Genomic DNA, 13549 nt, shown 5'->3' with positions numbered 1-13549 from the left:
CGGCTACTTCGCGTTCGGGTCGGTCATCCGGTCGTACAGCGTCGCGCGGGAGATGCCAAGCAAGCGCGATGCCGCGAGCTTGTTGCCGCCCGTCTTCGCCATCGCAGCGGCGATCGCGCGTTGCTCCAGCTCCGCGATCTGCTCGGTGAGCGGGCGCAACAGGCGTTCGCCTTCGGCATCGTCATGGGATTCGGTCATTGGCGCCGGGGTGGCGATCTGTTCCAGGCCGGTCTCCGCGAGCACGCGCTTGACTTCGGCCGCATCGATGCGCGTCGAATCGCTGCGCATCGCGAGCTGCTCCAGCACGTTGCGCAACTCGCGCGTGTTGCCGCGCCAGTGCTGCGCCGCGAGCAGCGCCAACGCGTCGGGCATCAACTCGGGCGGCGCCTCGCCGCTGCGCTGCGCCATGTCCTCGCCCAGCGCCTCGACCAGCGCCGGAATGTCGCCCCGGCGCTCCCGCAACGGCGGCACGCGCAAGGGCAGCACGTTGAGGCGGTAGTAGAGGTCTTCCCGAAAGCGCCCGTCGCGCACCAGCGCAGGCAAGTCGCGCGAGGTGGCGGCGATCACGCGCGCATCGAAGGCGACGAGCTTGTTGGAACCCAGCGGCTCGATCTCGCCCTCCTGCAGCGCCCGCAGCAGCTTGGCTTGCAGGCTCATCGGCATGTCTCCGATCTCGTCGAGGAACAGCGTGCCGCCATCAGCCAGCTTGAACTTGCCCTCACGCCCGCGGCGGTCGGCGCCAGTGAAGGCGCCGGGTGCGAAGCCGAAGAACTCCGCCTCCAGCAAGGTGTCGGGCACAGCCGCGATGTTCAGGCTGACGAACGGCCCGTTGGCCCGCGCCGAGGCCGTGTGAATGGCATGCGCTAGCAACTCCTTGCCCGTGCCCGTCTCGCCGAGCAGCAGCACCGGGCTCGACGACTGCGCCGCGCGCCGCGCATGGCGCTTCACGTCCACTGCCGCGGGGCTGCTGCCGATAAAGCTCGCGAAGGTGTACTTGGCGCGCCGCTGCCCGTCGCTCGACGGCCGCAGCAGCGGATTGGCCCGCTGCGTAGCCAGTTCGCGCCGCGCATCGTCCAGGTCGCGCTGCAGCATCGCGAACTTGCTGATCAACGGTTGCAGCGTCGTCTCCGGATGGTCGAACAGCACGATGCCGATCGCGCCGATCACCTCGCCCGGCACATGGCCTGCGTCGCCTTCGCGCTCCTCGTGCAGCGGGATGCGGCTGACCACGAAGGTACCGGCCTTGTTGGTCAGCAGGTCGATCAGGATCGGCTTGCCGGTCTCCAATACCTGCCGCATCAGCGTGTTGGGAATCACGTCCTCGACCATGCGCCCCATGAACTGGTCCACCGAAGAGAAACCGAGGGCCGGCAGGAAGCGCTTGTAGCCCTCGTTGACCCAGACGATGCGCCCGCTGCGGTCGACCAGGAACATGCCCTGGCTGATGCTGGAGAACAGGTGGAACATCGAACGGGCAGCCAGCGCATGGATGGCGTTGGCGTCGAGGGGAAGCGCAGGGCTTGCGGGAGATGGCATGGCGCGGATCGTAGCCGGCGCATCTCGCATGGCGCACCGAGGCGCGATTGCCGTTCTCGAGTCGATGTGGCTTTGCCAACTCGACTCGACGCCCAGGCGGGGAGGCGGGCTGGCCGCAGCCCGCCGCTGGGGCCTCGAAAAACAGTCACCAGCCGTCACCGCGGTTGACGGCCCGCCCGAATTCATCAAACATGCAACCCCATCCACCGGGGGAGAACAAGCATGCAGAACATCGGCAAGCATCTGGTCTGGCTCATCATCGCCGTGCTCGGGGCCTTCGCGCTCGGCACGGTGGCGCTGTCGCGCGGCGAGTCCATCAACGCACTCTGGATCGTGGTCGCGGCGATCTGCGTGTATCTCATCGCATACCGCTACTACAGCCTCTTCATCGCGAACACGGTGCTGGGCGTGGACCCCAAGCGCAAGACCCCGGCGCACCGCCACAACGACGGCCTGGACTACGTTCCCACCGACCAGAAAGTGCTGTTCGGCCATCACTTCGCGGCCATCGCGGGCGCGGGCCCGCTGGTCGGCCCGGTGCTGGCGGCGCAGATGGGCTACCTGCCCGGGCTGCTGTGGATCCTGGCTGGCGTGGTGTTCGCGGGCGCAGTGCAGGACTTCATCATCCTGTTCATCTCGACCCGGCGCGACGGCCGCTCGCTCGGCGAGTTGATCAAGACCGAGATGGGCACCGTGCCCGGGATGATCGCCCTGTTTGGCACCTTCATGATCATGATCATCATCCTCGCGGTGCTGGCGTTGATCGTGGTGAAGGCGCTGGCCGAATCGCCATGGGGCACCTTCACCGTGGCGGCAACGATTCCCGTGGCCATCTTCATGGGCATCTACCTGCGCTTCATCCGGCCCGGCAAGATCGGCGAGATCTCGGTGATCGGCTTCGTGCTGCTGATGGCGTCCATCTTCGGCGGCCAGGCCGTGAGCCACAGCGAATACTGGGCGCCGCTCTTCACCTTCGATGGCAAGCAACTGACCTGGATGCTGATCGGCTACGGCTTCGTCGCCGCGACGCTGCCGGTGTGGCTGCTGCTGGCGCCGCGCGACTACCTCTCGACCTTCCTCAAGATCGGCACCATCGTCGCGCTGGCGATCGGCATCGTCTTCGTCGCGCCGACCTTGCAGATGCCCGCCATCACGCAGTTCGCGCAGGGCAACGGGCCGGTCTGGTCGGGCAACCTGTTCCCCTTCCTGTTCATCACCATTGCCTGCGGCGCGGTGTCGGGCTTTCACGCGCTGATCTCGTCGGGCACCACTCCCAAGATGGTCGACAACGAAAGCCACATGCGCCTGATCGGCTACGGCGGCATGCTGGCCGAATCCTTCGTCGCGGTGATGGCGCTGGTCGCGGCATCGTGCATCGAGCCGGGCGTCTACTTCGCGATGAACAGCCCGGCCGCACTGGTCGGCTCGACGCCGGAAGCGGTGGCGCAGGCGATCTCCGGCTGGGGCTTCGCGGTGACGCCGGAGATGCTGACGCAGACGGCCAAGGACGTGGGCGAGACCACGATCCTCGGCCGCGCCGGCGGCGCGCCCACCTTGGCGGTGGGCATGGCGCACATCCTCCAGCAAGCGGTCGGCGGCCCCGGGATGATGGCCTTCTGGTACCACTTCGCTATCCTGTTCGAGGCGCTGTTCATCCTCACCGCGGTCGACGCCGGTACGCGCGCCGGGCGCTTCATGCTGCAGGACTTGCTCGGCAGCTTCGTGCCGGCACTGGCCAAGACCGATTCACTGCCGGCCAACCTCGTGGCCACAGCGCTGACGGTGGCGGCCTGGGGCTACTTCCTCTACCAGGGCGTGGTCGATCCGCTCGGCGGCATCAACACCTTGTGGCCGTTGTTCGGTATCTCCAACCAGATGCTGGCGGCGGTGGCGCTGATGCTCGGCACGGTGGTGCTGTTCCGCATGAAGCGCGAACGCTACGCATGGGTGGCGATGGTCCCGGCGACGTGGCTGCTGATCTGCACCTTGACGGCCGGCTGGCAGAAGATCTTCTCGGCGGACCCGAAGGTCGGCTTCCTCTCGCATGCCAGCAAGTACGCCGAGGCACTGGCGCAAGGCACGCTGCTGGCGCCGGCCAAGACGCCGGAGGCCATGTCGCGCATCGTGTTCAACGACCGGCTCGATGCGGCCTTGTGCGGCTTGTTCATCTTTGTTGTGCTCAGCGTGCTGTTCTACAGCGTGAAGACCTCGCTGGCCGCGCGGGCCATCAACCGCCCGACCACGCGCGAGACGCCGTTCGAGCCGGCCACTTCGGCCGGATGAGGCTGCGATCATGTTGAACACCTCGCTTCCCGAAGCCGGCCGCTACCTGGCTCGAACGCTGACGCAGACACTGCGCCTGATGGTCGGCGTGCCGGACTACGACGTCTACGTAGACCACATGAGGATCACGCACCCCGACCGCGAGCCGATGAGCTACGAAGCCTTTTTTCGGGAACGGCAGCAGGCGAGGTACGGTACGGGGCGGGGGCGCTGCTGCTGAAACGAGTCACTCGTCCACGACGACCTTCACCGACCCGTCCTGATTCACCACAACATTGAGACCCACTTCCGCCTCGGCCACATTGTCGAAAGGCGGAATACGCACGCCTGCGAGCCGTTGCAGCGCGCATTCGCCAAACGGCGGCGCCTTCAGGGCGCAGGAGCCGGAAGCGAAGTACACATTGCGCACGCTGCCGTCGGGCACGAAGCTGAAGACCAATGGACACTCTCCCGCCAGGCCCCGGGCGGGCTTGCACGCTGATGCGGCCTTGGTGGTGGCGGCCAAGGTGATCTCGTGAGCCCGGCCCCGGTCGAATGCAGCGGGCGCCGGCGGCGACTTCAATGCCAGCCAGGCCACTGACGCAGCGAGCGCCGCCACAACGACCCCGCCCGCCGCGATCGACCGCACCGGCCGGCTGATCTTGAGCGCGACCCTCAATTCGCGGGCGAGATTCGCGACATCGTCTTTCCACCGGTCGTCCCGGATGACCGTGGCCTGGCGGTTCACCAAGGGCTGCAGGTCGGCCGGCAATTGCCCGGCGGCCGGCAGGCTTGCGCCCTGCATCAGCACGGGCACCACCCGCACATCCGCCTGCGCGAGCGCTTGCGCCAGTTCCAGGCGTACGTAGTCCTGACCCTCGCGAGGCGCGTCCAGGGCTTCGCGCCAGCGCGGGCCGATGACAGCGAGCACCGCACCACACGAACTCAGCTCGCTGTGCAACGCACGCTCGAAATCCACGCCGGGTGCGATATCCGCAACGTCCATGAACACCCGATCGCCCAGCATGCGGGTGAGGTCGTCATTCAGGCGTCCGGCGTGGCCAGCGCTGTCGGCGCGGCGATAGCTGATGAAGATCCGGTCACGCCGTACCCGCCGGGGATCGGGCTCGGTCTTCTGCGTGTTCATCGCCCGATCTTCGCAGGGACCGCGCCCGCCGTGTGCGCACGCGAAGGCACGTCACAGCCCGGCAGTCTTCATGGCAAGTCCACACGCCGACCTGGGTCAAGTCAATCAAACGATTGACTTATGTTCCAATACGAACCCATGCCCGCACCCACCCTGCCACCCCATCCCACCCGTGCCGACGGCGTGGAGGCGCGCGCCCGCATCCTCCATGCCGCCCTCGCGCTGTTCGCGGAAAAGGGCTTCGCCAAGACCTCCACGCGCGAGATCGCGCAGGCGGCCGGCGCCAACATCGCCGCCATCAGCTATTACTTCGGCGACAAGGCCGGCCTCTATGCGGCGACCTTCACCGAGCCCATGGGCAGCGATGCCGGCGAACTGATTGCGCAGTTCACGGCCCCCGACCTGTCGCTGGAACAAGCACTGCGTATCTTCATGACCGGCTACGTCGCGCCATTGAAAGACAGCGAGACGGCACGGCAATGCATGCGCCTGCACATGCGCGAGCTCATCGAGCCCACCAGTCAATGGAAGATGGAGCTGGAGCGCGACCTCAAGGCGCCGCATGAAGCCCTCGTCGGCCTGCTGTGCCGGCACCTCGGCATGCCGGCGAACAAGGCCGACGACGACATGCACCGCCTGGCCTTCTCGGTGACGGGCTTGGCCATCCAGCTCTTCGTGATGCAGGACGTCATCGGCGAGATTCGGCCGCCGCTCCTACGTTCGCCATCGCATATCGATACATGGGCCGAGCGCCTCGTCCAGTACGCTCTTGCGCTGGTCGCCTCGGAGGCCCGACGCCGCGGCGCCATCCCCTCCCCCCAACCCCGGCGGGAGCCTGTCGCCCGCAAGAAGAAGACCGACAAGATCCTATGAGCCTTCGCAGATCGAGACGGTTCGGTCCGGCCGCCTGCCTCTCCGTCCTGGCGCTCGCCTTGGGCGGCTGCAGCCTGACGCGACCACCCTCCAGCGTCAACGCGCCGCTGCCCGCGCAATGGCACGCACCGTTGCCGGCACCCGGCGCTTCGGCCGCCCTGCCGCACGGCGGATCGGTCCGCGTGATGACCGAATGGTGGCGCCAACTCGACGACCCCTTGCTGGTCGAACTGATCGACGCGGCACAGAACGCAAGCCCGACGCTGGCCAGCGCCGCGGCACGTGTCAGCGAGGCGCGCGCCAGCAGCGTCGCGGCGGGTGCAGCCCTGTTGCCCAATCTTTCCGGAACGGCGTCGGCTTCGCGCGGCAATTCGCAGTTCGCTGGGACCAGCAGCTTCGGCAGTGCGGCCACGAGCAGCGGCGGATCGACCGCCACGCCCATCGTCACCACCTACCAGGCCGGCCTGCAGGCCAGCTGGGAAATCGACCTGTTCGGCAAGCTGCGCGCGGGTCGCGACGCCAGCTCCCTGCGCCTCGCCGGCGCCGACGCGCGCTGGCACCAGGCACGCGTGTCCGTGGCCGCCGACACGGCCAACCTCTACTTCAACGAGCGGGCCTGCGAGCAGCTCGTGACGGTGGCCGAGAACGACGCGAAGTCGCGCGGCGAAACCGCCCGCCTGACTGAACTCTCGATGCGCGCCGGCTTCACCGCCCCCGCCGACGCCGCCCTGGCCCGCGCCAGCGCGGCCGACGCATCGAACCGGCTCAAGCTGCAAAGCTCGCAGTGCGCCGTGGTGCGCGCCGGCCTGGTGGCCTTGACCGGCCTCAGCGCCAGCACGATCGAGCAGAAGATGCGCGCGACACCCCCGGACAGCGCCCTCCCCAAGACCCGCGCGATCGACAGCGTGCCGGCCGAGGCGCTGGCACAGCGGCCCGACCTGTATGCGGCCGAGCTCGATGTCGCGGCCGCCAGTGCCTCGGTCGGCGAGGCGCAGCGCGCGCGCTACCCGAGCCTGTCGCTCACCGGCACCGTCGGCAAGTTGCAGCTCCGTACGCAGGGCTTCAAGGAGACGCTCGACACCTGGAACATCGGCCCCCTGCAGCTCACGGTGCCGATCTTCGACGGTGGCGCACTGGCAGCCAACGTCGATGCCGCGACCGCACGCTATGACGAAGCGGCCTCGGTCTATCGCGGCAACGTGCGGCAGGCCGTGCGCGAAGTCGAGACGGCATTGCTCAACCTCGACAGCACCACCCGCCGCGCCGACGATGCCAACATCGCGGTGCTGAACTACCAGGCCTCGCTCGATGCGATGCTGGCCCGCTATGAAAGCGGCCTGGCCAGCCTGCTCGACCTGGAGACCTCGCGCCGGCTGCTGATCACCGCGCTCACCGCCCGCGTGCAACTGCAGCAAGAGCGCGCCGATGCCTGGGTCGCGCTGTACCGCGCCATGGGCGGCGGATGGGTCCGGCCCGACGGCGCTACCGCCATCAGCCAGGCAGCGCCCCAACAAGAAACGACATCCTCGAAGTCGCAATGAACATCAAACGTCCCACCCTCATCGTCGCCGCCCTGGTGCTGCTGGTCATCGCGGCCGGCGCCTTCTTCATGATGCGCAAGCCCGAGCAGCCCGCCGCATCGGGCGCCGCCAGCCCGGCCAGCGCGAAGCCAGGCGCGCCACCGGCACGGCCCACCCTGACGGTCACTGTCGCCAAGCCCGAATCCGCAGAACTCACCGACACGCTCGCAGCCAACGGCAACGTCATGCCCTGGCAGGAAGCCAGCGTCGGTTCCGAATCGAACGGCCTGCGCCTGGCCGAGGTGCGCGTCAACGTCGGCGACGCGGTCAAGCGCGGCCAGGTCCTCGCCACCTTCGCGCCCGAGACGATCAACGCCGACATGGCCCAAGCCAAGGCATCGCTCGCCGAAGCCCGCGCCACCGCCGCCGATGCCGCCGGCACGGCCGAACGCGCACGCACGCTCGACAAGACCGGCGCCCTGAGCCAGCAGCAGATCAACCAGTACACCACCGCCGCACAGACCGCCAAGGCCCGCGTCGAAGCCGCCGAAGCCGTGCTCGCCGCGCAGCAGGTCCGTGGCCGCAACACGCAGGTGCTGGCCCCCGATGACGGCGTGATCTCCGCACGCACCGCCACCGTCGGCAGCGTGGTCGCCGCAGGCACTGAACTCTTCAAGCTGATCCGCCAGGGCCGCCTCGAATGGCGTGCCGAAGTCACCTCCGCCGAACTGGGTCGCGTGCCCGTCGGCACGCCAGCCACCGTCATCAGCGCCAGCGGCGCACAGGTGCAAGGCAAGGTGCGCGCCGTGTCGCCGATGGTCGACCCGCAGACGCGTGCCGCCATCGTCTACGTGGACATGCCCAACCTGCAGCAGAACAGCGCCATCAAGGCCGGCATGTTCGCGCGAGGCGATTTCCAACTGGGCCGCAGCAACGCACTGACCGTGCCCCAAGCCTCCATCGTGCCGCGCGACGGCTTCAACTACCTGTTGCTGCTGCAGCCCGACAACCGCGTGAGCCAACTCAAGATCGATACCGGCCGGCGCGTGGGTGAGCGCGTCGAGATCACGACCAAGCTGCCGCCCGATGCAAAGGTGGTGGTGCAAGGCGCAGGCTTCCTCAACGATGGCGACCTGGTGCGCGTCGTGGACTCGGCCAATCCTGCCCCCGCTGCAGCCAAGTAAAGGATCACCATGAACGTCTCCGCATGGTCCATCCGCAACCCGATTCCAGCGGTGATGCTGTTCGTGCTGCTCACCTTCGGCGGGCTGCTGTCCTTCAATGCGATGAAGGTGCAGAACTTTCCGGACATCGACCTGCCGACCGTCACGGTGTCGGCCGCTTTGCCCGGTGCGGCACCATCGCAGCTGGAAACCGACGTCGCGCGCAAGCTCGAGAACGCCATCGCCACCATTCAGGGCCTGAAGCACATCACGACCAAGGTGCAGGATGGCGCCGCCACGCTGATCGTCGAGTTCCGCCTGGAGAAGCCGGTACAGGAAGCCGTCGATGACGTGCGCTCCGCCGTGCAGAAGGTGCGCTCCGACTTGCCCGCCGACGTGCGCGATCCGGTCGTCACCAAACTGGACTTCGCGGCCCAGCCGGTGCTCGCCTTCACCATCGCATCGAGCAAGCTCGATGCCGCGGCGCTGAGCTGGTTCGTCGACAACGACGTCACCAAGAAGCTGCTGGCGCTGCCGGGCGTTGGCGCGGTCAACCGCGTCGGCGGCGTCACGCGCGAGGTGCACGTGGACCTGGACCCGGCCAAGCTGCAGGCGCTCGGCGCCAGCGCGGCCGACATCTCGCGCCAGCTCCGGCAGGTGCAGACCGAAAGCGCCGGCGGCCGCACCGACCTGGGCGGCAGCGAACAACCCGTACGCACGCTCGCCACGGTGCAGTCCGCCGATGAACTCGCCGACCTGCAGATCGCCCTGTCGGACGGCCGTCGCATTCGCCTCGACCAGGTCGCGCGCGTGAGCGACACCATCGCCCAGCCACGCGCCGCCGCCTTGCTCGATGGCAAGCCCGTGGTCGGCTTCGAAGTCGCGCGCAGCCGCGGCTCCAGCGAGGTCGAGGTCGGCGCCGCGATCCAGAAGGCGCTCGGCGAGATGCGCGCGGCACATCCCGACATCCAGCTCACCGAGGCCTTCAACTTCGTCAAGCCGGTCGAGGAAGAGTACGAAGGCTCGCTGCACCTGCTCTACGAAGGCGCCATCCTGGCGGTGCTCGTGGTGTGGCTGTTCCTGCGCGACTGGCGCGCGACCTTCGTCTCGGCCGTGGCCTTGCCGATGTCGGTCATCCCCGCCTTCATCGGCATGTACCTGCTGGGCTTCTCGGTCAACGTGATCTCGCTGCTGGCGCTGTCTTTGGTGGTGGGCATCCTGGTGGACGATGCGATCGTCGAGGTCGAGAACATCGTGCGCCACCTGCGCATGGGCAAGACGCCTTACCAGGCCGCCATGGAGGCCGCCGACGAGATCGGCCTGGCCGTGATCGCCACCACCTTCACGCTGATCGCCGTGTTCCTGCCGACCGCCTTCATGAGCGGCGTGGCCGGCAAGTTCTTCAAGCAGTTCGGCTGGACCGCATCGCTCGCTGTGTTCGCCTCGCTGGTCGTCGCGCGCGTGCTCACGCCGATGATGGCCGCCTACATCCTCAAGCCCATCGTCGGGCAGGAGAAGGAAGCCGGCTGGCTCAAGGTCTACATGCGCATGGTGGGCTGGTCCATGAAGCACCGCTTCTCGACCATGGTGCTGGCCACGCTGTTCTTCTTCGGCTCGCTGGCGATGATCCCGCTGCTCAAGACCGGTTTCATCCCGCCCGACGACAACTCGCAGACGCAGGTCTACATCTCGCTCGCACCCGGCGCCACTTTGGCCCAGACCACGGTGACGGCCGAGGAAGCACGGCGGCGCGTGATGGAGGTCAAGCACGTGCGCAGCGTCTACACCACGGTGGCCGGCGGCAGCGCGGGCGGCGACCCGTTCGCCAACTTCGGCACGCCGGAAACGCGCAAGGCCACGCTCACGATCCAGCTCGACGAGCGCGGCGACCGCCCGCGCAAGCAGGTCATCGAGAACCAGATCCGCGCCGCGCTCGAAACCCTGCCCGGCGTGCGCAGCACCGTGGGCCTCGGCGGCTCCGGCGAGAAGTACATCCTGGCCCTCTCCGGCGACGACCCGAACGCGCTGACCACCGCTGCCCGCGCCGTGGAGCGCGACCTGCGCACCATCCCCGGCCTCGGCAACATCACCTCCACCGCGAGCCTGATCCGCCCCGAGATCGCCGTGCGCCCCGACTTTGCCCGCGCCGCCGACCTCGGCGTGACCAGCAGCGCCATCGCAGAGACCCTGCGCGTGGCCACGCTCGGCGACTACGACGTGTCGCTGCCCAAGCTCAACCTCGCGCAGCGCCAGGTCCCGATCGTGGTCAAGCTCGAAGACTCCGCGCGCACCGATTTGGCCCTGCTCGAACGCCTGAGCGTGCCGAGCGCACGCGGCCCGGTCATGCTCGGCCAGGTGGCCAAGCTCACCGTCGAAGGCGGCCCGGCCGTGATCGACCGCTACGACCGCTCGCGCAACGTCAACTTCGAGATCGAACTCTCGGGCGTGGGCCTGGGCGACGCGAAGGACGCGGTCATGAAGCTGCCCTCCATCACCAACCTGCCGCCGGGCGTGCGCGTCGCGGAAGTGGGCGATGCGGAAGTGATGACCGAACTGTTCAACAGCTTCGGCCTCGCTATGCTGACCGGCGTGCTGTGCATCTACATCGTGCTGGTGCTGCTGTTCAAGGACTTCCTGCATCCGGTCACCATCCTCTGCGCCCTGCCGCTGGCCCTGGGCGGCGCGTTCGTCGGCTTGCTGATCGGCCAGAAGGCCCTGTCGATGCCCTCGCTCATCGGGCTCATCATGCTCATGGGCGTGGCGACGAAGAACTCCATCCTGCTGGTGGAGTACGCCATCGTCGCGCGGCGCGAGCACCACATGAGCCGCTGGGATGCATTGCGTGACGCCTGCCACAAGCGCGCCCGGCCGATCATCATGACCACCATCGCCATGGGCGCAGGCATGTTGCCGATCGCGGTGGGCTTCGGCTCGGCGGATTCGAGCTTCCGCTCGCCGATGGCCGTGGCCGTGATCGGCGGGCTCATCACCTCGACCGTGCTGAGCTTGCTGGTGGTGCCCGCCGTCTTCACCTACATCGACGACATCGAGCACTGGATCCGGCGTACCGTGCGCAAGGTGCGCGGTCAACCTGCCGACCCGCACATCGACGACGACCTGAAAACGACGCCGGGCTGAGAAGTTGACCCCAGGCCGGGCCCAGCGCCCCGGGGATCAGGTCGAGTTGGCGAGCTCAAGTCGGCTTGGGATGTCGCCGTAGCGGCGGGTGACTGGTAATGGACAAAGCGAGGTTCTTCCATGAAATTCTTGCGCATCCCTGGAGTCCTGGCCCTGCTGGCGCTTGCCTCGTCGACGGCAAGCGCACAGCCCTCCGAGGCCGCCCGCCTGCGTTACGAGCAGGCGATCGCGCAGTGCGACAGCGCCAACCTGCCGCGGCCCGTGCGCAACGCCTGCATCCGCGACGCCGGCGAGGCGCTGGCGCGAGCAGGCGGCGGGCAGATCACGGCATCCCCGGACACCATCCCCGACAGCCGCTCCACGGTGATCGGCCCCGACGGCACGCCGAGGCGCGGTGATGACAACAATTCGCCCTACATCACCCCCGACGGCCGCGCCGTCGTCGTGCCGCCTGCCGGGGACTGACGCCGAAGCCACGGAGGACCTGCTCGAAGACCTCGCCCCGGCCATGGCCTCCCTTCACGCCGGAGGCAGGCGCAATCCCTGCGCGACGAGCGCATCGCGGAACGCATGGGCGTCGTACCGATCGACGGAATCCGCGACCGGCAGGGACGGGTTCGTGATGTAGAGGCCTCTCTTGTCACCCAAGCAAGAAAGTCCAGGCAGCGTCACTACCGCGATTGCCGGCGACCTGTCTGTAGTGCATTGCCAACATCATCGCGCTCGAAGCGAAAAAATACGGAAGGGTCGGCAGCACTTCACGCGCTGTCGCACGCCCCGCCCCGCATCATCCAGCGGGCGCGGCCGTTGAACCGAAGACACGTTTGCCTCGCGCCGTGCCGCGAACGCCAGGGCCGGAAATCGTGCGGACGCAGCGCCTGCCAAGCGCAGCGACCGTGGCCCTGGCGACAAGGTGCCCCTGCCCCAAGCCTGCGAATCGCCGCACCGGAAGGGACAGAAGGCGGGATCACCCTGAAGTAACAAGAACGTAAACATCCCCGACCTACACCCAAAGCAGCCCCCTGAACGATACCTCTGGAGGTAGTCGAGATGACTATGTACAACCTTTGGTCAGGCCGCTACGCTCCTAAAGTCGGATTCCGGAAACAATTTGCATGCCAAGCGCCACTCGCCACGACTTCATGTCCAATCTCCTCCTTGGCGTGGATTGGGTGGACGTGCATGCGATCGAGGATTCCCTGGGGGAGTTCGGGGGCCGATTCGTGCATCGCATCTTTTCCGCGCACGAGGTCGAGTGTTCAAACGGATCGCCTGAGCGACTGGCCGCGGATGTCGCGGGCAAGAAGGCTTTGACCCAGGCGCTCGAGCATGGCGAACTCGGTATCGATTGGCGAAATATCGAAGTCCGAAGCGATGCCACGGCGCTCCCGGGAATGCGCCTCGCGGGCAAGGTCGCGGCACGTGCGCGCGGACTCGGCACACATGACATCGCTGTCTCGCTCAGTCATGAAGGAAACTGGGCGTTGGCCACGGACATAGCGCAGGTCGGCCCGGAGGAACTGGCCGATACGGGGTAGCCCCGGGGGGCCGGGTATGGATAGTCAAAAAAAATGAGATCGTTTCAGCTGTCACACACATGAATACAACATTCGACATCACACCGTCGCGGGCGCAGTACGGGAGGTACGCGCCAGACATGGGCGTCTTGTCCAGGACGTATCCACGCTCGCCAATGACGCGAGCTTCCGCAAGGCCGGCCTCACTTCTCTGGCCAATGTCCACGTGACGCTGGCGCTGGAAGCGGCGTTCGGCGAGATCCCGGAACACCTGCTCACGCGCAGGGTGTTCCGCAGCATGGCCTCCATCACCCGGGCCATGCAGTCGCTCACGGCCTGAAGGCGCCCTCGTCCGATCCGGACGTCCCCGACAGATTCCCTCGCGAGCTTCGC

The 13549-nt window shown here is 67.5% G+C and carries 12 protein-coding genes; 9 read left to right on the top strand and 3 right to left on the bottom strand.

The window, feature by feature from the left end; genetic code table 11:
* Positions 1 to 3 precede the first annotated feature (3 nt).
* Positions 4 to 1536: a sigma-54 interaction domain-containing protein gene (locus WKW82_RS11635; RefSeq protein WP_340342458.1), complete on the bottom strand. Its 1533-nt coding sequence runs from the start codon at positions 1534 to 1536 to the stop codon at positions 4 to 6.
* A gap of 222 nt (positions 1537 to 1758) precedes the next feature.
* Between WKW82_RS11635 and WKW82_RS11630 the strand changes: the two genes are divergently transcribed.
* A complete protein-coding gene (locus tag WKW82_RS11630; RefSeq protein WP_340342457.1) occupies positions 1759 to 3819 on the top strand; it encodes a carbon starvation CstA family protein in 2061 nt (686 codons plus the stop codon).
* Between the two features lie 10 nt (positions 3820 to 3829).
* Entirely contained in the window at positions 3830 to 4039 is a 210-nt protein-coding gene (locus tag WKW82_RS11625) for a YbdD/YjiX family protein (protein WP_340342456.1), read from the top strand.
* A gap of 6 nt (positions 4040 to 4045) precedes the next feature.
* On the opposite strand, the gene WKW82_RS11620 is transcribed toward WKW82_RS11625, so the two are convergent.
* Positions 4046 to 4945 (bottom strand): toll/interleukin-1 receptor domain-containing protein, encoded by a 900-nt coding sequence (locus WKW82_RS11620; RefSeq protein WP_340342455.1) that lies wholly within the window; start codon positions 4943 to 4945, stop codon positions 4046 to 4048.
* Between the two features lie 138 nt (positions 4946 to 5083).
* Here WKW82_RS11620 and WKW82_RS11615 point away from each other — a divergent pair, with 138 nt between their 5' ends.
* The 5 genes from WKW82_RS11615 (at position 5084) to WKW82_RS11595 (ending at position 12104) form a co-directional block, all read left to right on the top strand.
* A complete protein-coding gene (locus tag WKW82_RS11615; RefSeq protein WP_340342454.1) occupies positions 5084 to 5818 on the top strand; it encodes a CerR family C-terminal domain-containing protein in 735 nt (244 codons plus the stop codon).
* Positions 5815 to 7359, top strand: coding sequence for an efflux transporter outer membrane subunit (locus tag WKW82_RS11610; protein WP_340342453.1), 1545 nt, complete (start codon positions 5815 to 5817; stop codon positions 7357 to 7359). The genes WKW82_RS11615 and WKW82_RS11610 overlap by 4 nt, the downstream gene beginning before the upstream one ends.
* Positions 7356 to 8522 (top strand): efflux RND transporter periplasmic adaptor subunit, encoded by a 1167-nt coding sequence (locus WKW82_RS11605; RefSeq protein ID WP_340342452.1) that lies wholly within the window; start codon positions 7356 to 7358, stop codon positions 8520 to 8522. The genes WKW82_RS11610 and WKW82_RS11605 overlap by 4 nt, the downstream gene beginning before the upstream one ends.
* A gap of 9 nt (positions 8523 to 8531) precedes the next feature.
* Positions 8532 to 11639, top strand: a complete 3108-nt coding sequence (locus WKW82_RS11600) for an efflux RND transporter permease subunit (RefSeq protein ID WP_340342451.1) — start codon at positions 8532 to 8534, stop codon at positions 11637 to 11639.
* A 120-nt stretch (positions 11640 to 11759) separates the two neighbouring features.
* On the top strand, positions 11760 to 12104 hold the full coding sequence (locus WKW82_RS11595; RefSeq protein ID WP_340342450.1) for a hypothetical protein: 345 nt from the start codon (positions 11760 to 11762) through the stop codon (positions 12102 to 12104).
* 54 nt (positions 12105 to 12158) lie between these two features.
* On the opposite strand, the gene WKW82_RS11590 is transcribed toward WKW82_RS11595, so the two are convergent.
* Complete coding sequence (locus WKW82_RS11590; RefSeq protein ID WP_340342449.1) at positions 12159 to 12287, bottom strand: hypothetical protein; 129 nt, start codon at positions 12285 to 12287, stop codon at positions 12159 to 12161.
* Positions 12288 to 12754: 467 nt separating this feature from the next.
* Between WKW82_RS11590 and WKW82_RS11585 the strand changes: the two genes are divergently transcribed.
* A complete protein-coding gene (locus WKW82_RS11585) occupies positions 12755 to 13177 on the top strand; it encodes a holo-ACP synthase (RefSeq protein ID WP_340342448.1) in 423 nt (140 codons plus the stop codon).
* Between the two features lie 205 nt (positions 13178 to 13382).
* Positions 13383 to 13496 carry an acyl carrier protein gene (locus WKW82_RS40855; RefSeq protein WP_479694180.1) on the top strand — a complete coding sequence of 38 codons (114 nt, stop codon included), beginning with the start codon at positions 13383 to 13385 and terminating at the stop codon, positions 13494 to 13496.
* Positions 13497 to 13549 lie beyond the last annotated feature (53 nt).

The organism is Variovorax rhizosphaerae (assembly GCF_037889975.1).
GTDB lineage: Bacteria > Pseudomonadota > Gammaproteobacteria > Burkholderiales > Burkholderiaceae_C > Variovorax > Variovorax rhizosphaerae.
The sequence above is the reverse complement of the archived record's forward strand: the minus strand, read 5'-3'. Positions and strand labels throughout refer to the sequence as shown.

Bases quoted from the DNA above. Each gene is read 5' to 3' on its own strand.
- WKW82_RS11635 (WP_340342458.1), bottom strand. From the start codon at position 1,536: ATGCCATCTCCCGCAAGCCCTGCGCTTCCCCTCGACGCCAACGCCATC.
- WKW82_RS11630 (WP_340342457.1), top strand. From the start codon at position 1,759: ATGCAGAACATCGGCAAGCATCTGGTCTGGCTCATCATCGCCGTGCTC.
- WKW82_RS11625 (WP_340342456.1), top strand. From the start codon at position 3,830: ATGTTGAACACCTCGCTTCCCGAAGCCGGCCGCTACCTGGCTCGAACG.
- WKW82_RS11620 (WP_340342455.1), bottom strand. From the start codon at position 4,945: ATGAACACGCAGAAGACCGAGCCCGATCCCCGGCGGGTACGGCGTGAC.
- WKW82_RS11615 (WP_340342454.1), top strand. From the start codon at position 5,084: ATGCCCGCACCCACCCTGCCACCCCATCCCACCCGTGCCGACGGCGTG.
- WKW82_RS11610 (WP_340342453.1), top strand. From the start codon at position 5,815: ATGAGCCTTCGCAGATCGAGACGGTTCGGTCCGGCCGCCTGCCTCTCC.
- WKW82_RS11605 (WP_340342452.1), top strand. From the start codon at position 7,356: ATGAACATCAAACGTCCCACCCTCATCGTCGCCGCCCTGGTGCTGCTG.
- WKW82_RS11600 (WP_340342451.1), top strand. From the start codon at position 8,532: ATGAACGTCTCCGCATGGTCCATCCGCAACCCGATTCCAGCGGTGATG.
- WKW82_RS11595 (WP_340342450.1), top strand. From the start codon at position 11,760: ATGAAATTCTTGCGCATCCCTGGAGTCCTGGCCCTGCTGGCGCTTGCC.
- WKW82_RS11585 (WP_340342448.1), top strand. From the start codon at position 12,755: ATGCCAAGCGCCACTCGCCACGACTTCATGTCCAATCTCCTCCTTGGC.